The sequence below is a fragment of the Cytobacillus sp. NCCP-133 genome, assembly GCF_026011715.1.
Lineage (GTDB): Bacteria > Bacillota > Bacilli > Bacillales > Cytobacillaceae > Cytobacillus.
In genome coordinates this window covers 17442-43143 of the sequence record NZ_BRVM01000019.1, presented here as the reverse complement: position 1 = coordinate 43143, position 25702 = coordinate 17442, and the positions used below count along the sequence as shown (strand labels likewise).

Genomic DNA, 25702 nt, shown 5'->3' with positions numbered 1-25702 from the left:
GTGAAAATGTGGTTTTTGAAGTGAAAACCCTTTTTCTTTTTGTCTTGTAAGAATGGATGTTTGACTTATGGTCCCGCTTTTTGCGGGCAGGCGCTCTTTAGTTTTTCTTATAAGATAATATAAATTGCTATTAGCAACAATAACGCTTGATTTGAGGGGTGAATCAGTTGACAGGTCAACTAGTTCAGTATGGACGACACCGCCAACGTAGAAGTTACGCACGAATCAGTGAAGTTTTAGAATTACCAAATCTAATCGAAATCCAAACCTCTTCTTATCAATGGTTTCTTGATGAGGGTTTACGAGAAATGTTCCATGATATTTCTCCGATTGAAGACTTTACTGGTAATTTGTCGCTTGAATTTATTGATTACAGCCTTGGCGAACCAAAATATTCCGTTGAGGAATCGAAAGAACGAGATGTTACATATTCTGCACCTTTACGTGTGAAAGTGCGTCTTGTAAACAAAGAAACAGGCGAAGTTAAAGACCAGGATGTCTTTATGGGTGACTTCCCGCTTATGACAGAGACAGGTACGTTCGTTATTAATGGAGCGGAACGTGTCATTGTATCCCAGCTTGTGCGTTCTCCGAGCGTATATTTTAGTGGAAAGCTTGATAAAAACGGGAAAAAAGGATATACCGCAACCGTAATCCCGAACCGCGGCGCTTGGCTTGAGTATGAAACAGATGCCAAAGACGTCGTATACGTCAGAATAGATCGTACTCGGAAACTGCCCGTTACGGTTCTTTTGCGTGCACTTGGGTTCGGCTCTGATCAAGAGATCATCGATTTGATTGGAGATAACGAGTACATTCGCAACACGCTTGAAAAAGATAATACCGAAAGCACGGAGAAGGCTTTGCTTGAAATTTATGAACGACTTCGTCCGGGTGAGCCTCCAACAGTCGAAAATGCGAAAAGCTTGCTTGTCTCAAGATTTTTCGATCCAAAGCGCTATGACCTGGCGAATGTTGGACGTTATAAAATCAATAAGAAGCTTCATATTAAAAACCGCCTGTTCGGTCAGAAGCTGGCTGAGACGCTTGTGGATCCAGAGACTGGCGAAATCATTGCGGAAAAAGGCGTTACACTTGACCGCCGCACATTAGACCGAATTATCCCTAACCTAGAGAAGGATATCGGTTTTAAAACAGTAAGCCTTTTAGGCGGAGTAGTAGATGATAATGTATTGGTTCAATCTATCAAGATTTACGCGCCTAATGAAGATGGCGAGAAAGCCATCAATGTAATCGGCAATGCCTATGTTGAAGAAGCTGTGAAAAACATTTCACCTTCAGACATCATTGCTTCAATCAGCTACTTCTTTAACCTTCTGCATTCTGTAGGAGATACAGATGATATTGACCATCTTGGAAACAGACGTCTTCGTTCGGTGGGAGAACTATTGCAAAACCAGTTCCGTATCGGTTTATCCCGTATGGAGCGTGTTGTCCGCGAGAGAATGTCCATCCAGGATACAAATACAATAACACCTCAGCAGCTGATTAATATCCGTCCTGTTATTGCGTCAATGAAAGAGTTCTTTGGAAGCTCTCAGTTGTCACAGTTCATGGATCAGACAAATCCGCTTGCTGAATTAACGCATAAGCGTCGTCTTTCAGCGTTAGGGCCTGGAGGTTTGACTCGTGAACGGGCCGGTTTTGAAGTGCGTGACGTTCACTACTCACACTATGGCCGTATGTGTCCGATTGAAACGCCTGAGGGGCCAAACATCGGTTTGATTAACTCCCTATCTTCATTCGCGAAGGTGAACCGCTTTGGATTCATTGAAACGCCATATCGCCGCATTGACCCTGAGACAGGAAAAGTGACATCCCGCATCGACTATCTTACAGCTGATGAAGAGGATAACTATGTAGTTGCTCAGGCGAATGCGCTTCTTGGCGAAGATGGTTCATTCCTTGAGGAAGAAGTAGTTGCCCGTTTCAAAGGTGAAAACACAGTTGTTAAACGTGATCGTGTTGACTATATGGATGTATCGCCTAAACAGGTGGTTTCTGCAGCGACAGCATGCATTCCTTTCTTGGAGAACGATGACTCCAACCGCGCCCTGATGGGAGCGAACATGCAGCGTCAGGCTGTGCCTTTGCTGCAGCCTGAAGCGCCAAGAGTAGGTACTGGTATGGAATATGTATCTGGTAAAGACTCGGGTGCTGCAGTTATCTGTAAGCACGAAGGAATTGTTGAGCATGTAGAAGCGCGCGAAGTTTGGGTTCGGCGCATTCAAAATGTAGATGGGCAGGAAGTTAAAGGTGATCTTGATAAATACAGAATGCTAAAGTTCATTCGTTCCAACCAGGGAACTTGCTACAACCAGCGCCCAATCGTTGCTGTCGGCAACCGTGTAACAAAAGGTGAAATCCTTGCTGACGGACCTTCCATGGAACTTGGTGAATTAGCACTTGGACGCAACGTTCTTGTAGCGTTCATGACATGGGATGGATATAACTACGAGGACGCGATCATTATGAGTGAGCGCCTTGTAAAAGACGATGTTTACACATCCATCCATATTGAAGAATATGAATCAGAATCACGCGATACAAAGCTCGGACCTGAAGAAATTACAAGAGATATCCCTAATGTTGGGGAAGAAGCACTTCGCAACCTTGACGAACGCGGAATTATCCGTACGGGTGCGGAAGTAAAAGATGGTGACCTTCTTGTTGGTAAAGTAACTCCTAAAGGGGTAACTGAACTAACTGCTGAAGAAAGACTATTGCACGCAATCTTTGGTGAAAAGGCACGTGAAGTCCGTGATACTTCCCTGCGTGTGCCACACGGAGGCGGCGGTATTGTACTGGATGTTAAAGTGTTTAACAGAGAAGATGGAGACGAGCTTCCTCCAGGTGTTAACCAGCTTGTACGTGTATATATCGTTCAGAAGCGTAAAATCTCTGAAGGGGACAAGATGGCTGGTCGTCACGGTAACAAAGGTGTTATTTCCCGAATTTTACCAGAAGAAGATATGCCTTATCTGCCGGATGGCACTCCAGTAGACATCATGTTAAATCCATTAGGGGTTCCATCGCGTATGAACATCGGACAGGTGCTTGAGCTTCATCTTGGTATGGCTGCCAGAGCGCTTGGCATTCACGTAGCATCTCCAGTATTTGATGGTGCCCGTGAGGAAGATGTGTGGGCCACGATCGAAGAAGCAGGCATGGCGCGTGATGCAAAGACTGTCCTTTATGATGGACGTTCAGGTGAGCCGTTCGACAACCGTGTATCTGTCGGGGTTATGTATATGATCAAATTGGCACACATGGTTGATGACAAGCTGCATGCCCGTTCAACAGGACCATACTCTCTAGTTACGCAGCAGCCATTGGGCGGTAAAGCTCAGTTTGGCGGACAGCGTTTCGGTGAGATGGAGGTTTGGGCACTTGAAGCATATGGTGCTGCCTATACACTTCAGGAAATCTTAACGGTTAAGTCCGATGACGTTGTTGGACGTGTTAAGACTTATGAATCAATCGTCAAAGGTGAAAATGTTCCTGAACCGGGAGTGCCAGAATCATTCAAGGTACTAATCAAAGAACTTCAAAGTTTGGGAATGGATGTTAAGATCCTTTCAGGCGATGAAGAGGAAATTGAAATGCGCGACCTTGAGGACGACGAAGAGGTGCAGCAGGCGGAATCATTGACAATTGCACCAGAAACGAAAAACGAAGAGCAAGCAGTTACGAAAGAATAACTCTCATAAAAAAGTGGAATTCAAATTTCCTTTATTTCTTTGCGCTTCGCCTCACCGGCGAAGCTGCTGAGGAATGTGTATTGGCAATCATGCTGATGGATTGAGCAATAAGGGAAAAACCCGGAGATCAAAAGGGAGGTAGGCCCCTTGCTAGATGTAAACAATTTCGAGTATATGAAGATAGGTCTTGCTTCACCGGATAAGATTCGTTCTTGGTCACATGGTGAGGTCAAGAAACCTGAAACGATTAACTATCGTACATTAAAGCCTGAAAAAGACGGCTTGTTCTGCGAACGCATTTTCGGCCCAACAAAGGACTGGGAATGTCACTGTGGAAAATACAAGCGCGTCAGATACAAAGGTGTTGTTTGTGATCGATGCGGTGTTGAAGTAACACGTGCAAAAGTGCGCCGTGAAAGAATGGGCCACATTGAACTTGCAGCTCCTGTATCCCACATTTGGTACTTTAAAGGCATTCCAAGCCGCATGGGACTTGTACTTGATATGTCACCGCGTGCGCTTGAAGAAGTTATTTATTTTGCATCCTATGTTGTAACGGATCCAGGCGATACGGCTCTTGAAAAGAAGCAGCTGCTTTCTGAAAAAGAATACCGTGCATATCGCGAAAAATACGGTAATAAGTTCCAGGCATCCATGGGTGCTGAATCCATTAAGAAGCTTCTTTCTGATATCGATCTTAACAAAGAAGTAGACACACTTAAAGAGGAACTTAAAACGGCACAAGGGCAGCGCCGTACTCGCGCAATTAAACGCCTTGAAGTTCTAGAGGCTTTCCGCGGTTCTGGAAATGAACCTTCATGGATGGTTTTAGATGTTCTTCCGGTTATTCCTCCGGAGCTTCGTCCGATGGTACAGCTTGATGGCGGGCGATTTGCAACTTCTGACTTAAATGACTTATACCGCCGTGTAATCAACCGGAATAACCGCCTAAAGCGTCTATTGGACCTTGGTGCACCAAGCATTATCGTTCAAAATGAAAAGCGCATGCTTCAAGAAGCTGTAGATGCGCTAATCGATAATGGCCGACGCGGTAGACCTGTAACAGGACCGGGAAACCGTCCGCTTAAGTCTTTGTCTCACATGCTAAAAGGCAAACAAGGCCGATTCCGCCAAAACTTACTTGGTAAGCGTGTTGATTACTCTGGCCGTTCGGTTATCGTAGTAGGGCCAAACTTAAAAATGTACCAGTGCGGACTTCCGAAAGAAATGGCATTAGAATTATTTAAGCCGTTTGTTATGAAGGAATTGGTGGAAAAAGGCTTAGCGCATAACATAAAGTCTGCAAAACGTAAGATTGAAAGAGTGCAGCCGGAAGTTTGGGACGTTCTTGAAAGTGTTATTAAAGAACATCCAGTATTGCTTAACCGCGCTCCGACTCTTCATAGACTCGGTATTCAGGCGTTCGAACCTACATTGGTAGAAGGACGCGCCATTCGTCTTCATCCGCTTGTATGTACTGCTTATAATGCAGACTTCGATGGTGACCAAATGGCTGTTCACGTACCTTTATCAGCAGAAGCACAAGCTGAAGCCCGTCTTTTAATGCTTGCTGCGCAGAATATCCTGAACCCGAAAGACGGAAAACCGGTTGTTACTCCTTCACAGGACATGGTATTAGGTAACTACTACCTGACCCTCGAAAGAGATGGCGCTGTCGGAGAAGGCATGATTTTCAACGATACAAGCGAAGCGCTGCTTGCTTATCAAAACGGCTACGTTCACTTGCATTCAAGAGTAGCTGTACATGCTGGATCTTTAAATAATCAGACCTTTTCAGAGGAACAAAATAAAAAGCTTTTATTAACTACGGTTGGTAAGCTTATTTTCAACGAGATCTTGCCTGAGACATTCCCTTATATCAATGAACCGACAAAAGAAAACCTTGAGATTGAGACTCCTGAAAAGTATTTTGTAGACCCAACAACAGATGTTGCGGAATACTTCAAGGATAGCACTCTGGTTGACCCATTTAAAAAAGGTATACTGGGGAATATTATCGCGGAAGTATTTAAGCGTTTTAAAATTTCTGAAACATCCAAAATGCTTGACCGCATGAAAAACCTTGGGTTCAGGTACTCAACAAAAGCCGGTATCACTGTCGGCGTAGCCGATATCGTGGTATTAGGGGAGAAGCAGGAAATCATCCAGGAAGCACAAGGCAAGGTTGATAATGTATTGAAGCAGTTCAGACGCGGTCTTATTACAGAAGATGAGCGTTATGATCGTGTTATTTCAATCTGGAGTGCAGCGAAGGATAATATCCAGTCCAAGCTGATGAAGTCACTGGATAAATCAAATCCTATTTTCATGATGAGTGACTCAGGTGCCCGTGGTAACGCATCGAACTTCACTCAGTTAGCTGGTATGCGCGGACTGATGGCCAACCCGGCAGGACGTATCATTGAATTGCCAATTAAATCAAGTTTCCGTGAAGGATTAACAGTACTCGAGTACTTTATTTCTACTCATGGTGCCCGTAAAGGTCTTGCAGATACGGCACTTAAAACTGCTGACTCAGGTTACCTGACTCGTCGTCTTGTAGACGTTGCGCAGGATGTCATCGTCCGTGATGACGATTGCGGAACAGATCGTGGTTTATTAATCGCTTCCCTTAAAGATGGAACAGAAGTAATCGAATCACTTGAAGAACGCCTAATCGGACGTCATGCAAGAAGAAATATCAAACACCCTGAAACGAACGAAGTGATTGTTGCTGAAAACGATTTGATTACTGAAGACATTGCCATCGAGATTGTTACTGCAGGTATTGAGAAGGTATGGATCCGTTCTGCATTTACATGTAACACTCGCCATGGTGTTTGTAAGAAGTGTTACGGCCGCAACCTGGCTACAGGCCAAGAGGTTGAAGTTGGTGAAGCTGTAGGTATCATAGCTGCCCAGTCCATCGGAGAACCTGGTACACAGTTAACAATGCGTACCTTCCATACCGGCGGTGTTGCGGGAGATGATATCACGCAAGGTTTACCTCGTATCCAGGAAATCTTTGAAGCTCGTAACCCTAAGGGTCAAGCAATAATTTCTGAAATTGATGGTGTTGTGGTCGGCATTAATGAAGGCCGTGAACGTCAGCATGAAATTGTGGTACAAGGTGAAGTAGAATCAAAAACTTATACAGTATCCTATACAGCACGACTTAAAGTCTCTATCAATGATGAGGTTATTCGCGGTCAGGAATTAACAGAAGGTTCTATCGACCCTAAAGAGTTAATTAAAGTTAGAGATGTTACGGCTGTTCAAGAATACCTGCTGCGTGAAGTTCAAAAAGTATACCGCATGCAAGGTGTTGAAATTGGCGATAAGCATATCGAAGTAATGGTACGCCAGATGCTTCGCAAAGTGCGTGTAATTGACGCAGCAGAGACGGATGTGCTTCCGGGCACGCTGCTTGATATCCATCAATTCACAGATGCCAATGAAAAAGCACTTCTTGCTGGTAAAATGCCTGCAACAGGGCGTCCGGTATTGCTTGGAATTACGAAAGCATCTCTTGAAACAGATTCGTTCTTATCTGCGGCTTCATTCCAGGAGACGACCAGGGTTCTTACCGATGCAGCAATCAAAGGCAAGCGCGATGAGCTGTTAGGGCTTAAAGAGAATGTGATTATTGGTAAGCTTGTTCCTGCGGGAACAGGAATGCAGCGATACAGAAGGGCAGAGCCTTTTACAAATGAAGAGGCGGCAGAAGATACTGTAACAGCAGAATAAATAATGTATTGCGGTGCTTGTTCTTTTAAAGCAAGTACCGCATTTTAAAGTGAATAATTTATATAAAAATGAGTTTGCTTGTTGACATCAAACAATGATGATGGTATTATAGCAAAGGTGCTCCTATTCACCGGATACTTTGGAGGATACAGTAAATGTCTTATGATAAAGTATTGCAGGCAAAAAGTTTTATTGTAGGAACAAAGCAAACAGTTAAAGCTCTTAAACAAGGAATGGTCAGTGAGGTTGTAATTGCCAGAGACGCTGATTCAAGAGTGTCGGCGAAAGTGGTTAGTACAGCGAATGAACTGAATGTTCCGATCACGTATGTAGACTCGATGAAAAAACTCGGCAATGCATGCGGAATAGAAGTTGGAGCGGCAGCTGTTGCCATATCTATTTAAAACTGTTTTTGCAGATTGGATCTGCAAGAACTTTGTTTTTGCATCAAAATGAACCACCTGGATGTGTGGGCTTAAACAAATTCGAAGGGAGGAAAAACAAATGCCTACTATTAATCAATTAGTGCGCAATCCGCGTCAAACTAAATCTGAAAAGTCAAATTCACCAGCTCTTAACAAAGGCTACAACAGCTTTAAGAAAGCTCAAACAAACGTAGCTTCACCTCAAAAGCGTGGTGTATGTACTCGTGTTGGTACAATGACTCCTAAAAAACCGAACTCAGCATTACGTAAGTATGCACGTGTTCGTTTAACTAACGGTATCGAGGTTAATGCTTACATTCCTGGTATCGGACACAACTTGCAAGAGCATAGTGTAGTATTAATCCGCGGAGGTCGTGTAAAAGACTTACCGGGTGTGCGTTACCACATCGTGCGCGGCGCTTTAGATACTGCCGGGGTTAACAACCGCATGCAAGGCCGTTCAAAATACGGTGCTAAGCGTCCAAAAGCAGCTAAAAAATAATTACAGTAAATAGATAAACATTTCTGAAAGGAGGAAACATCCATGCCACGTAAAGGTCCTGTAGCAAAAAGAGACGTATTGCCGGATCCGATTTACAACTCAAAGCTAGTTAGCCGCTTAATCAACAAAATGATGGTTGACGGTAAGAGAGGTAAATCACAAGCTATTTTATACTCTGCATTTGACATCATTAGCGAACGCACTGGCAAAGAGCCAATGGAAGTATTCGATCAGGCGCTTAAAAACATCATGCCTGTACTTGAAGTAAGAGCACGCCGTGTTGGTGGAGCAAACTACCAAGTACCAGTTGAGGTGCGTCCAGATCGCCGTACTACTCTTGGTCTTCGCTGGTTAGTAAACTATGCGCGTCTTCGCGGTGAGAAAACAATGGAAGAGCGTTTAGCTAACGAAATCCTGGATGCAGCTAACAACACTGGTGCATCTGTTAAGAAGCGTGAAGATACACACAAAATGGCAGAAGCAAACAAAGCGTTTGCTCACTACCGCTGGTAAGATAAACAAATTAATTAAAATAACACTCATACTAGGAAGGAGAAAGACCCAATGGCTAGAGAGTTCTCCTTAAATAATACTCGTAATATCGGTATCATGGCTCACATCGACGCCGGTAAAACAACTACAACTGAGCGTGTGCTTTACTACACTGGCCGTATCCACAAGATCGGTGAAACACATGAAGGTGCTTCGCAGATGGACTGGATGGAGCAGGAGCAGGAACGTGGAATCACGATCACATCTGCTGCTACAACAGCACAGTGGAAAGGCCACCGTGTAAACATCATTGATACTCCTGGACACGTAGACTTCACAGTAGAAGTTGAGCGTTCCCTGCGTGTTCTTGATGGTGCGGTAGCAGTGCTTGATGCACAATCAGGAGTTGAGCCTCAAACAGAAACTGTTTGGCGCCAGGCTACTACTTACGGTGTGCCACGTGTGGTTTTCGTAAACAAAATGGATAAAATCGGTGCAGACTTCCTATATTCATTGAAGACTCTTCATGATCGTCTTCAAGCGAATGCGGCTGCTATTCAATTGCCGATTGGTGCTGAAGATCAATTCGAAGGCATCATTGACCTAATTGAAATGAAAGCTACATTCTACGGAAACGATCTGGGAACTGACATCGAAGAGCGTGAAATCCCAGAAGAATACAAGGATCAAGCTGAAGAATACCGCGAAAAGCTAATTGAAGCGGTAGCTGAACTTGATGAGGAACTAATGGAGAAATACCTTGGCGGTGAAGAAATCACTAACGAAGAGCTAAAAGCGGCTATTCGTCAAGGTACAGTAAACGTTGAGTTCTATCCTGTAATCTGTGGATCTGCTTTCAAAAATAAAGGTGTTCAGAAAATGCTAGATGCAGTAATCGAATATCTTCCATCTCCGTTAGATGTACCATCTATCAAAGGTACACTGCCAGACTCGGAAGAAGAGGTTACTCGTCCTTCAAGCGATGATGCACCATTCTCAGCTCTTGCGTTTAAAGTTATGACTGACCCTTATGTTGGTAAACTTACATTCTTCCGTGTTTACTCTGGTACATTGAACTCAGGTTCTTATGTGCAGAACTCTACTAAAGGCAAGCGTGAGCGTGTAGGACGTATCCTGCAAATGCACGCCAACTCCCGTGAAGAGATTTCTGTAGTGTACGCTGGAGATATTGCAGCAGCTGTTGGTCTTAAAGATACTAGTACTGGAGATACACTATGTGATGAAAAGAATCTTGTTATTCTTGAGTCTATGGTATTCCCAGAACCAGTTATCTCACTATCTATCGAGCCGAAATCTAAGGCTGACCAAGATAAGATGACTACTGCTCTTCAAAAACTTCAAGAGGAAGATCCTACATTCCGCGCGCATACTGACCAGGAAACTGGACAGGTTATCATCGCAGGTATGGGTGAACTTCACCTTGATATTCTAGTTGATCGTATGAGACGTGAATTTAAAGTGGAAGCAAACGTGGGTGCACCTCAGGTTGCATATCGCGAAACTTTCCGCGCTTCGGCACAGGTCGAAGGTAAATTCGCACGTCAATCCGGTGGACGCGGACAATTCGGTCATGTATGGATCGAGTTTGCTCCAAATGAAGAAGGTAAAGGCTTCGAATTCGAAAACGGCATTGTCGGTGGTGTTGTTCCACGTGAATACATCCCTGCAGTTCAAGCTGGTCTTGAAGATGCTCTCGAAAGAGGAGTGCTTGCTGGATTCCCATTAGTAGATATCAAAGCTAGACTATTTGATGGTTCTTACCATGATGTTGACTCTTCTGAAATGGCATTTAAAATTGCTGCCTCAATGGCACTTAAAAATGCAGCGTCAAAATGTAATCCAGTAATTCTTGAGCCGGTTATGAAAGTTGAAGTTGTAATCCCTGAAGAATACATGGGCGATATTATGGGTGATGTTACATCACGCCGTGGACGTGTTGAAGGTATGGAAGCACGCGGTAATGCACAAGTAGTTCGTGCAATGGTACCACTATCAGAAATGTTTGGCTACGCAACTGCATTGCGTTCTAATACGCAAGGGCGCGGTACATTCTCAATGCACTTCGACCACTATGAAGAAGTACCAAAATCAATTTCTGAAGAAATCATTAAAAAAAATAAAGGTGAATAATTGATTTTACCTTTTTAATAAAGTATAACTACTATTGTAGGAAAAAAAGAGCTGTGGAAAGGGCAACTTCTCCGCAGCAAAAAATACTTAACTTTTATAATTTAAAGGAGGATTTTCAAATGGCAAAAGCTAAATTTGACCGTTCAAAACCCCATGTTAACATCGGTACTATCGGACACGTTGACCATGGTAAAACTACTTTAACTGCAGCTATCACAACAGTTCTTTCTAAGAAGGGCGGCGGTGAAGCGCGCGCATATGATCAAATCGACGCGGCTCCGGAAGAGCGCGAGCGTGGAATCACAATCTCCACTGCGCACGTTGAGTATGAAACTGAAAACCGTCACTATGCACACGTTGACTGCCCAGGTCACGCTGACTATGTTAAAAACATGATCACTGGTGCTGCACAAATGGACGGCGGTATCCTAGTAGTATCTGCTGCTGACGGTCCAATGCCACAAACTCGTGAGCACATCCTTCTTTCTCGTCAGGTTGGTGTACCTTTCCTTGTTGTATTCATGAACAAGTGTGACATGGTTGACGATGAAGAGCTGCTTGAACTAGTAGAAATGGAAGTTCGCGACCTTCTTTCTGAGTACGAATTCCCTGGCGATGATATCCCAGTAATTAAAGGTTCTGCTCTTAAAGCTCTTGAAGGAGAAGCTGAGTGGGAAGCTAAAATTGAAGAACTTATGGCTGCTGTTGATGAGTACATCCCAACACCAACTCGTGACACAGACAAGCCATTCATGATGCCAGTTGAGGACGTTTTCTCAATCACTGGTCGTGGAACTGTTGCTACTGGACGTGTAGAGCGTGGACAAGTTAAAGTTGGTGACGTAATCGAAATCATCGGTTTAGCTGAAGAACCAAAATCTACTACAGTAACTGGTGTTGAAATGTTCCGTAAGCTTCTTGATTATGCTGAAGCTGGAGACAACATTGGTGCTCTTCTTCGTGGGGTTGCCCGTGAAGATATCCAACGTGGACAGGTACTTGCTAAGCCAGGTACAATCACACCACACACAAAGTTCAAAGGTGAAGTATACGTTTTATCAAAAGAAGAAGGTGGACGTCATACTCCGTTCTTCACAAACTATCGTCCTCAGTTCTACTTCCGTACTACTGATGTAACTGGTATTTGTAACCTTCCTGAAGGCGTAGAAATGGTTATGCCTGGAGATAACATTGAAATGACTGTAGAACTAATTGCTCCAATCGCTATCGAAGAAGGTACCAAGTTCTCTATCCGTGAGGGTGGACGCACTGTTGGCGCTGGTGTAGTTTCTACAATCCAAGAATAATTACAACTGATAAAAACAGATGGGTGACGACCCATCTGTTTTTTTATTGTTTTGATTTTGAATTTTTTTGCTGATAAAATCCGTTCTTTATATGTTTACAGTATCTGTTCGCCGATCTAACTTGAAATTTGCCTTTGTCATAATAAAAAGTGTCACTCTTACTAGAAGAACAGAATCGCAGAATTAAACGGAGTGAATCCAGCCGGTCTTGTAGTGAAGGCTAGATTGAATGGAACTAATCGAAGTGAATAAGGTAGATCAAGTGATAAAATCAATAGTGAATGGAACAAATTTTAGAAATTAATGCCACTTCAAAGTAAAAAACAAGAGACAGTGAAATGAACTGGAAAGAAAGGCAACCTCACTTGCAAAGCCAATAGCCACTGAACGTAGTTTGCAGCACAAATCAATCATGCTCTCCCCGGAAAACGAGTTTCTTCTATAATAATAACCTCTATCTCAATCCACTAATTTAAACACCATTTGCCTAAATCAAATATTTAGACTTCTTGCTACACTATTGAAAACAGCAGAGATAGTCGTTATAATAGTAAAAGTGTGCGAAACATAAAGAAATAACATTTTGATGTTGCATTTCATTTATAGTTTCTGTATAATAGACAATGTTGGTCTTTGACTGCGATGATGTGAAAGGTTGCTGACACACCCGGCCGCTTTGCCATGGCGAGTGTGTGGGAAATTTTCACGGAGAATGTCTATATTAAAATAGGCGAAAAAGGAGGGAAAATAATGGCAAAACAAAAAATTCGTATTCGTTTAAAGGCGTATGATCACAGAATCCTTGATCAATCTGCTGAAAAGATTGTTGAGACTGCAAAACGTTCTGGTGCGGCTGTATCTGGTCCGATTCCATTACCAACTGAAAAGTCAATTTACACAATACTTCGTGCGGTTCATAAGTACAAAGATTCTCGTGAACAGTTCGAGATGCGTACGCATAAACGTCTTATTGACATCGTTAACCCAACACCACAAACGGTTGATTCATTAATGCGTTTAGACTTGCCGTCTGGTGTAGATATCGAAATCAAACTTTAATAATAAATAGAACAAAAACTTAGGAGGTGTGACTGAAATGACCAAAGGAATCTTAGGAAGAAAGATTGGTATGACTCAAGTATTTGCTGAAAACGGTGATCTTATCCCGGTAACAGTTGTTGAGGCAGCTGCGAACGTTGTTCTTCAGAAGAAATCAGTTGAAACTGATGGATATGAAGCAATCCAAGTCGGATTTGAAGATAAGCGCGACAAGCTATCCAACAAGCCTGAAAAAGGACATGTTGCTAAAGCAAGCACTGCTCCTAAGCGCTTCGTACGCGAATTCCGCGGAGCTGATTTAGGACAATATGAAGTTGGTCAAGAAGTCAAAGTTGATATATTCGCAGAAGGCGAAACTGTTGATGTAACAGGAATCTCAAAGGGTAAAGGCTTCCAGGGAGCAATTAAGCGCCACGGGCAATCACGCGGACCAATGGCTCACGGTTCCCGTTACCACCGTCGCCCTGGTTCAATGGGTCCTGTAGCTCCGAACCGTGTATTCAAAGGTAAATTATTGCCTGGACGCATGGGTGGAGAGCAAATCACTGTACAAAACCTTGAAATCGTTAAAGTTGATGTTGAACGCAACTTATTATTGATTAAAGGTAATGTACCTGGTGCTAGAAAAGCATTAATAAAAATTAAAAGTGCGGTAAAAGCATAATAATTTAACCGGAAAGGAGGAAAACAGAATGCCGAAAGTAGCATTGTTTAACCAAAGCGGATCTAAAGTTGGTGATATCGAACTTAATGATGCGATCTTTGGTGTTGAGCCTAACCAACACGTATTATTCGAAGCAGTTGTTATGCAAAGAGCTTCATTACGTCAAGGGACTCATAAAACTAAAATTCGTTCTGAAGTAGCGGGCGGAGGACGCAAGCCATGGCGCCAAAAAGGCACAGGTCGCGCTCGTCAGGGTTCTATCCGTTCACCACAATGGCGCGGAGGCGGTACTGTATTTGGTCCTGTACCACGCAGCTACAGCTACAAACTACCTAAAAAGGTACGCCGTTTGGCAATCAAATCTGCGTTATCTTCTAAAGCAATAGAGGAAAACATCCTAGTATTAGAAGGCCTTGCTTTCGAAACTCCTAAAACAAAAGACTTTAAAGGTGTATTAACTGGTCTTTCTGTTGATTCAAAAGCACTTATCGTTACAGCTGAACTAGATGAAAACGTAGCATTATCTGCTCGTAACATCCCTGGAGTAACAGTTGTTTCTGCTTCTGGAATCACTGTTTTAGATGTTTTAAATCATGATAAGCTAATCATGACAAAAGCAGCGGTTGAAAAAGTAGAGGAGGTGCTTGCATAATGGATGCACGCGAAATCATTAAGCGCCCCGTTATCACTGAACGTTCTACTGATATTATGGCTGATAAAAAATATACGTTCGAAGTTGACGTTAGAGCTAACAAAACTCAAGTAAAAGACGCTGTAGAGCAAATCTTTAGCGTTAAAGTTGAGAAGGTTAACATCATGAATTACAAAGGCAAATTTAAGCGTATGGGCAAATTCGGCGGTTACACTAACAAACGCCGTAAAGCGATCGTTAAATTAACAGCTGACAGCCAGGAAATCGAGCTATTTGAAGCTTAATAACTAAAACTAGAAGAGGAGGGAAACGAAATGGCGATTAAAAAGTATAAACCTACCTCTAATGGTCGTCGCGGCATGACGGTTTCTGATTTCGCAGAAATCACGACTAATCAACCGGAAAAGTCTTTACTTGCTCCATTAAAGAGAAAAGGCGGCCGTAACAACCAAGGTAAGTTGACAGTTCGTCATCAAGGCGGCGGTCATAAACGTCAATATCGTATCATCGATTTCAAACGTAACAAAGATGGCATTCCAGGACGCGTTGCCACAATCGAGTATGATCCAAACCGCTCTGCAAATATTGCACTAATTAACTATGTGGATGGAGAAAAGCGTTACATTCTTGCACCTAAGAATTTACAAGTGGGCATGGAAGTAATGACTGGACCAGAAGCTGATATCAAAGTGGGTAATGCACTTCCACTTATCAATATTCCAGTGGGTACTGTAATCCACAACATCGAATTAAAACCTGGTAAGGGTGGACAATTAGTACGTTCTGCAGGTACTTCTGCACAGGTTCTTGGTAAAGAGGGCAAATACGTACTAGTTCGTTTAAACTCTGGTGAAGTTCGCATGATTCTTGCTGAGTGCCGCGCAACTGTAGGTCAGGTTGGCAACGAGCAGCACGAGCTTATTAACATTGGTAAAGCAGGACGTTCACGCTGGTTAGGCAAACGCCCAACTGTCCGTGGATCTGTAATGAACCCTAACGATCACCCTCACGGTGGTGGTGAAGGACGTGCGCCGATCGGACGTAAGTCTCCTATGACTCCTTGGGGCAAGCCAACACTTGGTTACAAGACACGCAAGAAGAACAACAAATCGGATAAATTTATCGTACGTCGTCGTAAAAAATAACGGGATTGTACTACGGTTCACGCAAAGAGCCGTAGAGCAATCACGAAGGGAGGTTCAATCATGGGTCGCAGCTTAAAAAAAGGACCTTTTGTTGATGAACATTTAATGACAAAGATCGAAAAGCTAAACGAAACAGAAAGCAAACAAGTTACTAAAACTTGGTCTCGCCGTTCTACGATCTTCCCACAATTCATCGGACACACAATCGCAGTTTATGATGGTCGTAAACATGTGCCTGTATACATCACTGAAGACATGGTAGGCCACAAGCTTGGAGAATTCGCTCCAACTCGTGCGTACAAAGGCCATGGCAATGATGACAAGAAAACAAGACGTTAATGAGAGGAGGGCATTCTAATGCAAGCTAAAGCTGTTGCAAGAACAGTTCGTATTGCTCCTCGTAAAGCTCGTTTAGTCGTAGATTTAATTCGAGGAAAGCAAGTAGGCGAAGCAGTGGCGATTTTAAACCTTACACCTAAAGCTGCTTCTCCAATCGTAGAAAAAGTATTAAAATCTGCACTAGCTAACGCTGAGCACAACTACGAAATGGACGTTAATAGTTTAGTGGTTGCTCAAGCGTTCGTAGACGAAGGACCAACATTAAAACGTTTCCGTCCTCGCGCGATGGGCCGTGCAAGCCAAATTAACAAACGCACTAGTCATATTACTATCGTTTTATCAGAAAAGAAGGAGGGATAATCAGTGGGTCAAAAAGTAAATCCAGTCGGTTTGCGTATCGGAGTCATCCGTGATTGGGAGTCCAAATGGTACGCGGGCAAAGACTATGCTGATCTTTTACACGAAGACCTTAAGGTTCGTGAGTACATCACAAAGCGTCTAAGCGATGCTTCAGTTTCTAAAGTAGAAATCGAACGTGCTGCTAACCGCCTGAACATCACAATCCACACTGCGAAACCAGGTATGGTTATCGGAAAAGGTGGTACTGAGGTTGAAGCACTTCGTAAATCTCTTAACTCATTAACTGGCAAACGTGTTCATATCAACATTCTTGAAATTAAAAGAGCTGATATCGATGCGAAATTGGTAGCGGAAAACATTGCTCGTCAATTAGAAAACCGCGTATCTTTCCGTCGTGCTCAAAAGCAAACAATTCAACGTGCAATGCGCGCTGGCGCTAAAGGTATCAAAACAATGGTATCTGGTCGTTTAGGCGGTGCTGATATCGCTCGTTCAGAATCATACAGCGAAGGAACAGTTCCACTTCATACTCTTCGTGCTGATATCGATTATGCTACAGCTGAAGCTGATACAACTTACGGTAAATTGGGCGTAAAAGTATGGATCTATCGTGGAGAGGTCCTTCCTACTAAGAAGAAAACTGGGGAAGGAGGCAAATAATATGTTATTGCCAAAACGCGTAAAATATCGTCGTGTACACCGCGGAAAAATGCGTGGTCAATCTAAAGGCGGCACCGAAATCAACTTCGGTGAATACGGTCTTCAAGCTCTTGAGGCTTCTTGGATCACGAACCGTCAAATTGAATCTGCACGTATTGCAATGACTCGTTACATGAAACGTGGCGGTAAAGTATGGATTCAAATTTTCCCGCATAAACCTTACACTGCAAAGCCTCTTGAAGTCCGCATGGGTTCCGGTAAAGGTGCTCCAGAAGGATGGGTAGCGGTAGTTAAGCCTGGTAAAGTAATGTTTGAAATTGCTGGTGTATCTGAAGAGATCGCTCGTGAAGCATTACGCCTTGCAGCACACAAACTTCCTGTTAAGTGCAAGTTTGTAAAACGAGAAGAAATTGGTGGTGAATCAAATGAAAGCTAATGAAATTCGTGACCTAACCACTGCCGAAATAGAACAAAAAGTAAAATCATTAAAAGAAGAGCTTTTCAACCTTCGCTTTCAATTGGCGACTGGACAACTTGAAAACACAGCTCGAATCCGTGAAGTACGCAAAGCGATTGCCCGCATGAAAACTGTTATTCGTGAAAGAGAAATCGGCTTTAGCAAGTGATATTGAGAGGAGGTTCGCACAATGAGTGAACGCAACCAACGCAAAGTATACACTGGACGCGTAGTTTCTGACAAAATGGATAAAACAGTTACAGTTCTTGTCGAAACATACAAAAAGCATCCACTATACGGTAAGCGCGTTAAGTACTCTAAAAAGTTTAAGGCTCATGATGAGCAAAATGAAGCAAAAATCGGCGATATCGTTCGTATTATGGAAACTCGTCCACTATCTGCGACTAAACGCTTCCGTCTTGTAGAAGTGGTAGAAAAAGCAGTAATTATCTAATTGTACGGAATAAGCTTTATCCCGAAGGGAGGTTACACACATGATTCAACAAGAATCACGTTTAAAAGTTGCTGACAACTCTGGTGCTCGTGAGGTACTTACAATTAAAGTTCTGGGTGGCTCTGGCCGCAAAACTGCAAACATTGGTGATGTTATCGTTTGTACAGTGAAACAGGCAACACCAGGTGGCGTTGTTAAAAAAGGTGACGTTGTTAAAGCGGTAGTAGTTCGAACAAAGAGCGGTGTACGCCGTAATGACGGTACTTACATTCGTTTTGATGAAAATGCATGTGTAATTATTCGTGATGACAAAGGCCCGCGCGGAACTCGTATCTTCGGACCTGTTGCTCGTGAACTACGCGACAACAACTTCATGAAAATTGTATCTTTAGCTCCAGAAGTATTATAAAACAAATCAAATTGCCTTTAAGGAGGTGCGCACAGATGCATGTGAAAAAAGGTGACAAAGTTATGGTCATCTCTGGTAAGGATAAAGGCAAAACGGGCGTAATTCTTGCAGCGTTCCCTAAACAAAGCCGAGTGCTTGTTGAAGGAGTTAACATTGTAAAGAAACACTCTAAGCCTTCACAGATGAATCCGCAGGGCGGTATCATCAGCCAAGAGGCACCTGTTCATGTATCAAACGTTATGCCTGTCGATCCTAAGTCTGGTGAACCAACTCGACTAGGCTATAAAACGGTTGATGGCAAAAAAGTACGTGTTGCAAAAAAATCCGGTGAAGTTCTAGATAAATAGTTTAAAGAAGAAGGGAGGTACAATGAATGAACCGCCTAAAAGAAAAACAAGTAAAAGAAATTACTCCTGCTCTAATGAGCAAGTTTAACTATAAATCAGTAATGCAAGTACCTAAGCTTGATAAAATCGTTATCAACATGGGTGTTGGTGATGCTGTTCAAAACGCAAAAGCACTAGATAAAGCTGTTGAGGAATTAATGTTGATCACTGGTCAAAAACCGGTTATCACTCGTGCTAAGAAATCAATTGCTGGTTTCCGCCTTCGTGAAGGTATGCCGATCGGTGCAAAAGTTACTCTTCGTGGAGAGCGCATGTACGAATTCTTTGATAAGTTAGTATCTGTATCTCTTCCACGTGTACGTGACTTCCGCGGTATTTCCAAGAATTCATTTGACGGCCGTGGTAACTATACTCTAGGTGTCAAAGAACAGTTGATCTTCCCTGAGATTGATTACGATAAAGTAAGCAAAGTTCGTGGTATGGATATCGTTATCGTAACTACAGCTAACAGTGATGAAGAAGCTCGTGAACTTTTAACTCAATTTGGAATGCCATTCCAAAAGTAATCGCTAAATAGAGGGAGGCGAAAACGTGGCTAAAAAGTCAATGATTGCGAAGCAAAAACGCACGCCTAAACATAAGGTACAAGAATACACACGCTGCGAACGTTGCGGACGTCCACATTCTGTATACCGTAAATTTAAGCTTTGTCGTATTTGTTTCCGTGAATTAGCATATAAAGGACAAATTCCTGGCGTGAAAAAAGCTAGCTGGTAAACCCCAAGTATGGGAAGGAGGTAAAAACAATGGTCATGACAGATCCAATTGCAGACTTGCTAACTCGCATCCGTAATGCGAACATGGTTCGTCACGAAAAATTAGAAGTTCCTGCTTCTAACATCAAGAAAGAAATTGCAGAGATCTTAAAGCGTGAAGGTTTTGTACGTGATGTTGAGCTTATCGAGGATAACAAGCAAGGCATCATCCGCATTTTCTTAAAATACGGTTCAAACAACGAACGCGTTATCACTGGTCTTAAACGTATCAGTAAGCCTGGTCTTCGTGTATACGCAAAGGCTGATGAAGTACCTCGCGTACTTAACGGTCTTGGAATCGCACTAGTTTCTACTTCTCAAGGAGTTCTTACTGATAAAGAAGCCCGTGCTAAACAAGCCGGCGGAGAAGTTTTAGCATACGTTTGGTAATAGAGTTTTTCATGAATGGAGGTGCAATTAAATGTCTCGTATAGGTAAAAAACCAATCGAAATTCCATCTGGTGTTACAGTCACTATGGACAACAACACTGTTACTGTAAAGGGTCCTAAAGGTGAACTAACTCGTTCATTTAACCCGGATATCGAAATCAAGGTGGAAGAGAACGTAATTAACGTTTCCCGTCCATCTGAAGCAAAAGAACACCGCGCTTTGCACGGTACAACCCGCGCACTTCTAGCTAACATGGTTGAAGGTGTGTCAAAAGGATTTGAAAGAGGGCTAGAGCTTATAGGTGTCGGTTACCGTGCTCAAAAACAAGGCAAAAAGCTTGTTTTAAACGTTGGTTACTCTCATCCAGTTGAAATCGAGCCTGAAGAGGGTATTGAAGTCGAAGTGCCATCTAACACTAAGATTATTGTTAAAGGTACTAACAAAGAGCGTGTTGGTGCATTAGCTGCCAACATCCGTGAAGTCCGTCCTCCAGAGCCTTACAAAGGTAAAGGTATCCGCTATGAAGGCGAATATGTTCGTCGTAAGGAAGGTAAAACTGGTAAGTAATGCCGCTTAGGTAAACGAAAGGAGTGACCGAAATGATTACGAAGGCTGATAAAAATGCAGTTCGTAAGAAAAGACATGCCCGTGTGCGTGCGAAACTTTCTGGAACTGCGGCTCGTCCTCGTTTAAATGTGTACCGTTCAAACAAACACATTTATGCTCAACTTATTGATGATGTTAACGGAGTTACTATAGCAAGTGCTTCCACACAAGATAAAGAAGTAAACCTTGATGCAACTGGCAACGTTGATGCAGCAGTTAAGGTCGGCGAATTAGTTGCAAAACGCGCAGTTGAAAAAGGCGTTAAAGCTGTCGTTTTCGACCGTGGTGGCTATCTATATCATGGACGTGTAAAGTCATTAGCTGATGCAGCACGTGAAAATGGTTTAGAATTTTAATAGACAAAGGAGGGACATAAAAAGATGCGTCGTATTGATCCAAACAAACTTGAACTTGAAGAGCGCGTAGTTACGGTTAATCGTGTAGCAAAGGTTGTTAAAGGTGGACGTCGTTTTCGTTTCTCTGCTCTTGTAGTAGTAGGTGACAAAAACGGTCACGTTGGCTTTGGTACAGGTAAAGCACAGGAAGTTCCTGAAGCAATCCGCAAGGCTATTGAGGATGCTAAGAAAAACTTAATCGAAGTGCCTATGGCTGGAACAACTATTCCACATGAAATCATTGGCCGCTTCGGTGCGGGTGAAATTCTGCTAAAACCTGCTTCAGCAGGTACGGGTATTATTGCCGGTGGTCCAGTTCGTGCGGTTTTAGAATTAGCTGGTGTTGGTGATATCTTATCTAAATCTCTAGGTACTAACACGCCAATCAACATGGTTCGCGCAACAATGGACGGTTTAACACACTTAAAACGTGCTGAGGACGTAGCGAAATTACGTGGTAAATCAGTAGAAGAACTGTTAGGATAAGGAGGGATATCAAATGGCGAATAAACTAGAAATAACCCTCACTCGCAGCGTGATTGGTCGCCCAGGGGACCAGCGCGAAACAGTTAAGGCTCTTGGCTTACGCAAAATGCACCAAACAGTTGAGCATCAAGATAATCCTGCTATCCGCGGAATGATCAACAAAGTTGCTCACCTTGTTGTGGTAAAAGAAAAATAATTCTATTCTTCTACAAATAAGGAGGTGCCAATATGAAACTTCATGAATTAAAGCCTGCAGTAGGTTCTCGAGGGGAACGCAAACGTAAGGGCCGTGGAATCGGTTCTGGTAACGGTAAGACTGCTGGTAAGGGTCATAAAGGTCAAAACGCTCGTTCTGGCGGCGGTGTCCGTCCTGGATTCGAGGGTGGTCAAACACCTTTGTTCCAACGCTTGCCTAAGCGCGGTTTCACTAACATCAACCGTAAAGAATATGCGATTGTGAACCTTGATGCTTTAAACCGTTTCGAAGATGGAGCAGTCGTCTCACCTGAGCTTCTTATCGAAACTGGTATAGTTAGCAACGAAAAAGCAGGAATCAAGATTCTTGCAAAAGGCAAAGTTGAGAAAAAGCTTACAGTTAAAGCTCATAAATTCTCCTCTGCTGCAAAGGAAGCTATTGAAGCTGCCGGCGGTCAAACTGAGGTGATTTAATGTTTCAGACAATCTCCAATTTTATGCGTGTGGGTGATATAAGACGAAAAATTGTTTTCACCCTTTTAATGCTGATTGTATTTCGCATCGGTACATTTATCCCTGTACCGGGCGTAAATGCAGATCTGTTAAAAGCCCAGGATGAACTAAATGTATTTGGTGTTCTGAATACATTCGGCGGCGGGGCGCTCCTAAACTTCTCGATCCTTGCAATGGGTATCATGCCGTACATTACGGCATCCATCATTGTGCAGCTTTTGCAGATGGATGTTGTACCAAAATTTACGGAATGGTCAAAGCAGGGGGAAGTTGGACGCCGAAAGGTAGCTCAGTTTACACGTTACTTTACTATCGTGCTTGGTTTTATCCAGGCTCTTGGTATGTCTTATGGGTTTAATAATCTAGCAGGCGGAATGCTGATTGAAAATCCGGGAATCACATCATATCTATTGATTGCTGTTGTGCTGACAGCCGGAACTGCATTTCTAATGTGGCTTGGTGAGCAGATTACATCCAAAGGTGTTGGCAATGGTATATCCATCATTATCTTTGCTGGTATCGTAGCTGGTATTCCTTCAACGGTTAACCAGATCTATGCTCAGCAATTTGAAAATGCGGGTGAACAGCTATTCCTTCGCATTGTGACAATTGTGCTTATCTTAATCGCAGTCATTGCTATTGTTGTGGGAACTATCTTTATCCAACAGGCATTAAGAAAAATTCCTATTCAATATGCAAAGCGTGCTACAGCAGGAAACAGCTCTGCTGGCGGACAATCAACTCATCTTCCGTTAAAAGTCAATGCAGCTGGAGTAATTCCAGTAATCTTTGCGATTTCATTCATCATCACACCAAGAACCATTGCAGGTTTCTTTGAACAAAATGATGTAACCCTATGGATCCAGAGAATATTTGACTATACGACCCCAATCGGAATGGTCATTTATAGTGCGTTAATCATTGCTTTTACTTATTTCTATGCTTTCATTCAAGTGAATCCGGAACAAGTTGCGGAAAACTTGAAGAAGCAAGGTGGTTATATCCCGGGCATTCGTCCAGGAAACAACACTCAGGAATATTTGACGCGCGTCTTATACCGTTTAACTATCGTTGGTGCGCTGTTTCTAACAGTTATTTCAATTCTGCCGGTATTCTTTATCAATATTGCTGGATTGCCTGAATCTGCTCAGATCGGCGGCACAAGCTTGCTAATCGTTGTCGGTGTTGCGCTTGAAACGATGAAACAGCTTGAAGCACAGCTAGTTAAGCGTCATTATAAAGGTTTCATAAAATAATTTGGTTGGAGGGGACTGGCATGTTCCCTAAAACCATCTAGAGACTAGGGGGGAATTGACGTGAATTTAGTATTAATGGGGCTCCCTGGTGCCGGTAAAGGTACACAAGCCGAAAAGATCGTCCAAAAATACGGCATCCCTCATATCTCTACTGGAGATATGTTCCGAGCGGCTATTAAATACGAAACGGAACTAGGCCTTAAAGCAAAATCATTCATGGATAAAGGCGAACTTGTTCCTGACGAAGTAACAATCGGTATTGTCCGTGAACGTTTAAGCAAGGATGATTGTGAAAATGGCTTTTTGCTGGATGGCTTCCCACGAACGGTTGCCCAAGCTGACGCCCTTGAAGACATCCTTACTGATCTGAATAAGAAAATTGATTATGTTATTAATATTGATGTTGATCAGAGCATTCTAATGGAACGTCTTACAGGACGCCGTATCTGCAAAGACTGCGGAGCTACTTATCACTTAGTATTCAATCCGCCAACCAAAGACGGAGAGTGCGATCGCTGCGGCGGTGAGCTGTATCAGCGTGCTGATGATAATGAGGGTACTGTTCAGAATAGACTTGAGGTTAATATTAAACAAACAAAACCGTTGCTTGATTTCTACGAAACGAAAGGGTATCTGCGCAATATTGATGGTCAGCAAGATATTAATAAGGTATTTTCTGATCTTGATGCATTGCTCGGGGGCTTACAATGATCATTTGCAAAACCCCGCGTGAGCTTGAGATAATGCGTGAGGCCGGCAGGATCGTAGCACTTACACACCAGGAACTGAAAAAACACATTTCTCCAGGAATCACTACCCGTAAACTTGATGAAATTGCTGATCGGTTTATTCATGAACATGATGCAACCCCCTCTTTTAAAGGGTATAATGGTTTCCGCGGAAGCATATGCGCTTCAGTTAACGACGAACTTGTTCATGGCATTCCTGGTGATCGAGTTTTAAATAACGGTGATATAATCAGCATTGATATCGGTGCTAAATATAACGGTTATCATGGTGACTCAGCCTGGACTTATGCAGTAGGCGTAATTGGTGATGAAACCCAGCGTCTTATGGATGTCACGGAAGCTTCATTATATAAAGGCCTTGCAGAAGCAAAACCGGGTGAGCGCTTGTCGAACATCTCCCATGCTATCCAAACGTATGCGGAATCTAATGGCTTTTCTATTGTACGCGAGTATGTTGGCCATGGTGTAGGGCAAGACTTACATGAGGACCCACAAATTCCTCATTATGGTCCCCCTAACAGAGGGCCTCGTTTAAAGCCGGGTATGGTACTTGCTATTGAACCGATGGTGAATGCAGGAAGTCGATATGTAAAAACATTAGCCGATAATTGGACTGTTGTAACAATTGACGGTAAAATGTGTGCACACTTTGAGCATACAATAGCGATCACTGAAACCGGTTATGAAATATTAACAAAAGCCTAAGGTGCAGGTGATTCCATTGGTTGATTCTGATTCGAATCCGCAGCCTGGTCAAATTGTTTTGATCAAACGCGGGCGCGATGCTGATCAATATGCTATAATTATAAGGTTGTTTGATGAAAAGTTTGTTTTACTGGCTGACGGCGACAAGAAGAAATTCGATCGCCCAAAGAAAAAAAACATTCAGCATCTGCAATTGCTTAATTATATCTCTCCAGAAGTTCAGAGCAGTCTCAAGGAGACCGGCCGTGTAACAAACGGAAAGTTGCGCTTTGCTCTTGCAAAGTATGTGAATGAATTCGTATATGATAGAAAGAAGGGAGAATCGTTCAATGGCGAAAGACGATGTAATTGAAATAGAAGGCACAGTTGTTGATACTTTGCCAAATGCAATGTTTAAGGTAGAATTAGAAAATGGTCATACAGTGCTAGCTCATGTATCCGGTAAAATCCGTATGCACTTCATCCGTATTTTACCTGGAGATAAAGTAACAGTTGAGCTATCTCCATATGATTTAACACGCGGTAGAATCACATATCGTTTTAAATAATCATTGCACTCCGTACTATTAAGGAGGTTAGGATAATGAAAGTAAGACCATCAGTTAAACCAATCTGCGAAAAGTGTAAAGTTATCCGCAGACGTGGAAAAGTAATGGTTATCTGTGAAAACCCTAAACATAAACAAAAACAAGGCTAATT

General features: G+C 42.9%; 34 protein-coding genes. All 34 read left to right on the top strand.

The window, feature by feature from the left end; genetic code table 11:
- The first annotated feature begins 167 nt into the window (after nucleotides 1-167).
- The 34 genes from rpoB (at nucleotide 168) to rpmJ (ending at nucleotide 25700) form a co-directional block, all read left to right on the top strand.
- Nucleotides 168-3722: a DNA-directed RNA polymerase subunit beta gene (gene rpoB / locus NCCP133_RS17895; RefSeq protein ID WP_264806613.1), complete on the top strand. Its 3555-nt coding sequence runs from the start codon at nucleotides 168-170 to the stop codon at nucleotides 3720-3722.
- A gap of 147 nt (nucleotides 3723-3869) precedes the next feature.
- Nucleotides 3870-7469, top strand: a complete 3600-nt coding sequence (rpoC, locus tag NCCP133_RS17890; protein WP_264806612.1) for a DNA-directed RNA polymerase subunit beta' — start codon at nucleotides 3870-3872, stop codon at nucleotides 7467-7469.
- Between the two features lie 155 nt (nucleotides 7470-7624).
- Nucleotides 7625-7873, top strand: a complete 249-nt coding sequence (locus tag NCCP133_RS17885) for a 50S ribosomal protein L7ae-like protein (RefSeq protein WP_264806611.1) — start codon at nucleotides 7625-7627, stop codon at nucleotides 7871-7873.
- 100 nt (nucleotides 7874-7973) lie between these two features.
- Nucleotides 7974-8396 (top strand): 30S ribosomal protein S12, encoded by a 423-nt coding sequence (gene rpsL, locus NCCP133_RS17880; protein ID WP_264806610.1) that lies wholly within the window; start codon nucleotides 7974-7976, stop codon nucleotides 8394-8396.
- Between the two features lie 42 nt (nucleotides 8397-8438).
- Entirely contained in the window at nucleotides 8439-8909 is a 471-nt protein-coding gene (gene rpsG / locus NCCP133_RS17875; RefSeq protein WP_264806609.1) for a 30S ribosomal protein S7, read from the top strand.
- 51 nt (nucleotides 8910-8960) lie between these two features.
- Nucleotides 8961-11039 carry an elongation factor G gene (gene fusA, locus NCCP133_RS17870; RefSeq protein WP_264806608.1) on the top strand — a complete coding sequence of 693 codons (2079 nt, stop codon included), beginning with the start codon at nucleotides 8961-8963 and terminating at the stop codon, nucleotides 11037-11039.
- Between the two features lie 119 nt (nucleotides 11040-11158).
- The gene (tuf, locus tag NCCP133_RS17865) at nucleotides 11159-12346 is read left to right on the top strand and encodes an elongation factor Tu (protein WP_264806607.1); all 1188 of its coding nucleotides are present in this window, start codon (nucleotides 11159-11161) and stop codon (nucleotides 12344-12346) included.
- A 750-nt stretch (nucleotides 12347-13096) separates the two neighbouring features.
- Entirely contained in the window at nucleotides 13097-13405 is a 309-nt protein-coding gene (gene rpsJ / locus NCCP133_RS17860) for a 30S ribosomal protein S10 (RefSeq protein ID WP_009336571.1), read from the top strand.
- 37 nt (nucleotides 13406-13442) lie between these two features.
- Nucleotides 13443-14069 carry a 50S ribosomal protein L3 gene (gene rplC, locus NCCP133_RS17855; RefSeq protein WP_264806606.1) on the top strand — a complete coding sequence of 209 codons (627 nt, stop codon included), beginning with the start codon at nucleotides 13443-13445 and terminating at the stop codon, nucleotides 14067-14069.
- Nucleotides 14070-14097: 28 nt separating this feature from the next.
- Nucleotides 14098-14721: a 50S ribosomal protein L4 gene (gene rplD, locus NCCP133_RS17850; protein ID WP_264806605.1), complete on the top strand. Its 624-nt coding sequence runs from the start codon at nucleotides 14098-14100 to the stop codon at nucleotides 14719-14721.
- Nucleotides 14721-15005, top strand: coding sequence for a 50S ribosomal protein L23 (gene rplW, locus NCCP133_RS17845; RefSeq protein ID WP_331491082.1), 285 nt, complete (start codon nucleotides 14721-14723; stop codon nucleotides 15003-15005). Before rplD ends, rplW begins: the two co-directional genes overlap by 1 nt.
- Nucleotides 15006-15035: 30 nt before the next feature.
- Nucleotides 15036-15866 (top strand): 50S ribosomal protein L2, encoded by an 831-nt coding sequence (gene rplB / locus NCCP133_RS17840; protein WP_264806604.1) that lies wholly within the window; start codon nucleotides 15036-15038, stop codon nucleotides 15864-15866.
- Nucleotides 15867-15926: 60 nt separating this feature from the next.
- On the top strand, nucleotides 15927-16205 hold the full coding sequence (rpsS, locus tag NCCP133_RS17835; protein ID WP_009336580.1) for a 30S ribosomal protein S19: 279 nt from the start codon (nucleotides 15927-15929) through the stop codon (nucleotides 16203-16205).
- Between the two features lie 18 nt (nucleotides 16206-16223).
- Nucleotides 16224-16565, top strand: a complete 342-nt coding sequence (gene rplV, locus NCCP133_RS17830) for a 50S ribosomal protein L22 (protein ID WP_264806603.1) — start codon at nucleotides 16224-16226, stop codon at nucleotides 16563-16565.
- 3 nt (nucleotides 16566-16568) lie between these two features.
- Nucleotides 16569-17225 (top strand): 30S ribosomal protein S3, encoded by a 657-nt coding sequence (rpsC, locus tag NCCP133_RS17825; protein ID WP_035332293.1) that lies wholly within the window; start codon nucleotides 16569-16571, stop codon nucleotides 17223-17225.
- A gap of 1 nt (nucleotide 17226) precedes the next feature.
- On the top strand, nucleotides 17227-17661 hold the full coding sequence (gene rplP / locus NCCP133_RS17820) for a 50S ribosomal protein L16 (protein WP_264806602.1): 435 nt from the start codon (nucleotides 17227-17229) through the stop codon (nucleotides 17659-17661).
- Complete coding sequence (rpmC, locus tag NCCP133_RS17815; protein ID WP_009336588.1) at nucleotides 17651-17851, top strand: 50S ribosomal protein L29; 201 nt, start codon at nucleotides 17651-17653, stop codon at nucleotides 17849-17851. Before rplP ends, rpmC begins: the two co-directional genes overlap by 11 nt.
- 21 nt (nucleotides 17852-17872) lie before the next feature.
- Nucleotides 17873-18136 (top strand): 30S ribosomal protein S17, encoded by a 264-nt coding sequence (gene rpsQ / locus NCCP133_RS17810; RefSeq protein ID WP_110067551.1) that lies wholly within the window; start codon nucleotides 17873-17875, stop codon nucleotides 18134-18136.
- Nucleotides 18137-18176: 40 nt separating this feature from the next.
- Nucleotides 18177-18545, top strand: a complete 369-nt coding sequence (gene rplN / locus NCCP133_RS17805) for a 50S ribosomal protein L14 (RefSeq protein WP_066441555.1) — start codon at nucleotides 18177-18179, stop codon at nucleotides 18543-18545.
- Between the two features lie 35 nt (nucleotides 18546-18580).
- The gene (gene rplX / locus NCCP133_RS17800) at nucleotides 18581-18892 is read left to right on the top strand and encodes a 50S ribosomal protein L24 (RefSeq protein ID WP_264806601.1); all 312 of its coding nucleotides are present in this window, start codon (nucleotides 18581-18583) and stop codon (nucleotides 18890-18892) included.
- A 26-nt stretch (nucleotides 18893-18918) separates the two neighbouring features.
- The gene (gene rplE, locus NCCP133_RS17795; protein WP_264806600.1) at nucleotides 18919-19458 is read left to right on the top strand and encodes a 50S ribosomal protein L5; all 540 of its coding nucleotides are present in this window, start codon (nucleotides 18919-18921) and stop codon (nucleotides 19456-19458) included.
- Nucleotides 19459-19483: 25 nt separating this feature from the next.
- On the top strand, nucleotides 19484-19669 hold the full coding sequence (gene rpsN / locus NCCP133_RS17790; protein WP_009336593.1) for a 30S ribosomal protein S14: 186 nt from the start codon (nucleotides 19484-19486) through the stop codon (nucleotides 19667-19669).
- Between the two features lie 29 nt (nucleotides 19670-19698).
- Nucleotides 19699-20097: a 30S ribosomal protein S8 gene (rpsH, locus tag NCCP133_RS17785; protein WP_264806599.1), complete on the top strand. Its 399-nt coding sequence runs from the start codon at nucleotides 19699-19701 to the stop codon at nucleotides 20095-20097.
- 31 nt (nucleotides 20098-20128) lie between these two features.
- A complete protein-coding gene (gene rplF, locus NCCP133_RS17780) occupies nucleotides 20129-20665 on the top strand; it encodes a 50S ribosomal protein L6 (RefSeq protein ID WP_264806598.1) in 537 nt (178 codons plus the stop codon).
- 32 nt (nucleotides 20666-20697) lie between these two features.
- On the top strand, nucleotides 20698-21060 hold the full coding sequence (gene rplR / locus NCCP133_RS17775) for a 50S ribosomal protein L18 (RefSeq protein ID WP_264806597.1): 363 nt from the start codon (nucleotides 20698-20700) through the stop codon (nucleotides 21058-21060).
- 24 nt (nucleotides 21061-21084) lie between these two features.
- On the top strand, nucleotides 21085-21585 hold the full coding sequence (gene rpsE / locus NCCP133_RS17770; RefSeq protein ID WP_264806596.1) for a 30S ribosomal protein S5: 501 nt from the start codon (nucleotides 21085-21087) through the stop codon (nucleotides 21583-21585).
- Between the two features lie 13 nt (nucleotides 21586-21598).
- Complete coding sequence (rpmD, locus tag NCCP133_RS17765) at nucleotides 21599-21781, top strand: 50S ribosomal protein L30 (RefSeq protein WP_264806595.1); 183 nt, start codon at nucleotides 21599-21601, stop codon at nucleotides 21779-21781.
- Between the two features lie 32 nt (nucleotides 21782-21813).
- Nucleotides 21814-22254, top strand: a complete 441-nt coding sequence (rplO, locus tag NCCP133_RS17760) for a 50S ribosomal protein L15 (protein ID WP_264806594.1) — start codon at nucleotides 21814-21816, stop codon at nucleotides 22252-22254.
- Nucleotides 22254-23549 carry a preprotein translocase subunit SecY gene (gene secY / locus NCCP133_RS17755; RefSeq protein WP_264806593.1) on the top strand — a complete coding sequence of 432 codons (1296 nt, stop codon included), beginning with the start codon at nucleotides 22254-22256 and terminating at the stop codon, nucleotides 23547-23549. Before rplO ends, secY begins: the two co-directional genes overlap by 1 nt.
- A gap of 60 nt (nucleotides 23550-23609) precedes the next feature.
- On the top strand, nucleotides 23610-24260 hold the full coding sequence (locus NCCP133_RS17750; RefSeq protein ID WP_264806591.1) for an adenylate kinase: 651 nt from the start codon (nucleotides 23610-23612) through the stop codon (nucleotides 24258-24260).
- Nucleotides 24257-25003 carry a type I methionyl aminopeptidase gene (map, locus tag NCCP133_RS17745; RefSeq protein WP_264806590.1) on the top strand — a complete coding sequence of 249 codons (747 nt, stop codon included), beginning with the start codon at nucleotides 24257-24259 and terminating at the stop codon, nucleotides 25001-25003. The genes NCCP133_RS17750 and map overlap by 4 nt, the downstream gene beginning before the upstream one ends.
- Before the next feature lie 16 nt (nucleotides 25004-25019).
- Nucleotides 25020-25355 carry a KOW domain-containing RNA-binding protein gene (locus tag NCCP133_RS17740; protein ID WP_264806588.1) on the top strand — a complete coding sequence of 112 codons (336 nt, stop codon included), beginning with the start codon at nucleotides 25020-25022 and terminating at the stop codon, nucleotides 25353-25355.
- Nucleotides 25333-25551, top strand: a complete 219-nt coding sequence (gene infA, locus NCCP133_RS17735; RefSeq protein ID WP_009336604.1) for a translation initiation factor IF-1 — start codon at nucleotides 25333-25335, stop codon at nucleotides 25549-25551. The genes NCCP133_RS17740 and infA overlap by 23 nt, the downstream gene beginning before the upstream one ends.
- Before the next feature lie 35 nt (nucleotides 25552-25586).
- On the top strand, nucleotides 25587-25700 hold the full coding sequence (gene rpmJ, locus NCCP133_RS17730; protein WP_000868344.1) for a 50S ribosomal protein L36: 114 nt from the start codon (nucleotides 25587-25589) through the stop codon (nucleotides 25698-25700).
- Nucleotides 25701-25702: the final 2 nt, after the last annotated feature.

Coding starts and splice junctions, on each gene's coding strand:
- rpsE (WP_264806596.1), top strand. CDS start 21,085: ATGCGTCGTATTGATCCAAACAAACTTGAACTTGAAGAGCGCGTAGTT.
- tuf (WP_264806607.1), top strand. CDS start 11,159: ATGGCAAAAGCTAAATTTGACCGTTCAAAACCCCATGTTAACATCGGT.
- rpsH (WP_264806599.1), top strand. CDS start 19,699: ATGGTCATGACAGATCCAATTGCAGACTTGCTAACTCGCATCCGTAAT.
- rplD (WP_264806605.1), top strand. CDS start 14,098: ATGCCGAAAGTAGCATTGTTTAACCAAAGCGGATCTAAAGTTGGTGAT.
- rpsS (WP_009336580.1), top strand. CDS start 15,927: ATGGGTCGCAGCTTAAAAAAAGGACCTTTTGTTGATGAACATTTAATG.
- rplP (WP_264806602.1), top strand. CDS start 17,227: ATGTTATTGCCAAAACGCGTAAAATATCGTCGTGTACACCGCGGAAAA.
- map (WP_264806590.1), top strand. CDS start 24,257: ATGATCATTTGCAAAACCCCGCGTGAGCTTGAGATAATGCGTGAGGCC.
- rpsJ (WP_009336571.1), top strand. CDS start 13,097: ATGGCAAAACAAAAAATTCGTATTCGTTTAAAGGCGTATGATCACAGA.
- rplN (WP_066441555.1), top strand. CDS start 18,177: ATGATTCAACAAGAATCACGTTTAAAAGTTGCTGACAACTCTGGTGCT.
- rplE (WP_264806600.1), top strand. CDS start 18,919: ATGAACCGCCTAAAAGAAAAACAAGTAAAAGAAATTACTCCTGCTCTA.
- rpsG (WP_264806609.1), top strand. CDS start 8,439: ATGCCACGTAAAGGTCCTGTAGCAAAAAGAGACGTATTGCCGGATCCG.
- rplW (WP_331491082.1), top strand. CDS start 14,721: ATGGATGCACGCGAAATCATTAAGCGCCCCGTTATCACTGAACGTTCT.
- rpmJ (WP_000868344.1), top strand. CDS start 25,587: ATGAAAGTAAGACCATCAGTTAAACCAATCTGCGAAAAGTGTAAAGTT.
- rplO (WP_264806594.1), top strand. CDS start 21,814: ATGAAACTTCATGAATTAAAGCCTGCAGTAGGTTCTCGAGGGGAACGC.
- rplB (WP_264806604.1), top strand. CDS start 15,036: ATGGCGATTAAAAAGTATAAACCTACCTCTAATGGTCGTCGCGGCATG.
- rpsL (WP_264806610.1), top strand. CDS start 7,974: ATGCCTACTATTAATCAATTAGTGCGCAATCCGCGTCAAACTAAATCT.
- infA (WP_009336604.1), top strand. CDS start 25,333: ATGGCGAAAGACGATGTAATTGAAATAGAAGGCACAGTTGTTGATACT.
- rplX (WP_264806601.1), top strand. CDS start 18,581: ATGCATGTGAAAAAAGGTGACAAAGTTATGGTCATCTCTGGTAAGGAT.
- rplC (WP_264806606.1), top strand. CDS start 13,443: ATGACCAAAGGAATCTTAGGAAGAAAGATTGGTATGACTCAAGTATTT.
- fusA (WP_264806608.1), top strand. CDS start 8,961: ATGGCTAGAGAGTTCTCCTTAAATAATACTCGTAATATCGGTATCATG.
- rpsQ (WP_110067551.1), top strand. CDS start 17,873: ATGAGTGAACGCAACCAACGCAAAGTATACACTGGACGCGTAGTTTCT.
- rpmC (WP_009336588.1), top strand. CDS start 17,651: ATGAAAGCTAATGAAATTCGTGACCTAACCACTGCCGAAATAGAACAA.
- rpmD (WP_264806595.1), top strand. CDS start 21,599: ATGGCGAATAAACTAGAAATAACCCTCACTCGCAGCGTGATTGGTCGC.
- NCCP133_RS17885 (WP_264806611.1), top strand. CDS start 7,625: ATGTCTTATGATAAAGTATTGCAGGCAAAAAGTTTTATTGTAGGAACA.
- rplF (WP_264806598.1), top strand. CDS start 20,129: ATGTCTCGTATAGGTAAAAAACCAATCGAAATTCCATCTGGTGTTACA.
- rplV (WP_264806603.1), top strand. CDS start 16,224: ATGCAAGCTAAAGCTGTTGCAAGAACAGTTCGTATTGCTCCTCGTAAA.
- secY (WP_264806593.1), top strand. CDS start 22,254: ATGTTTCAGACAATCTCCAATTTTATGCGTGTGGGTGATATAAGACGA.
- rplR (WP_264806597.1), top strand. CDS start 20,698: ATGATTACGAAGGCTGATAAAAATGCAGTTCGTAAGAAAAGACATGCC.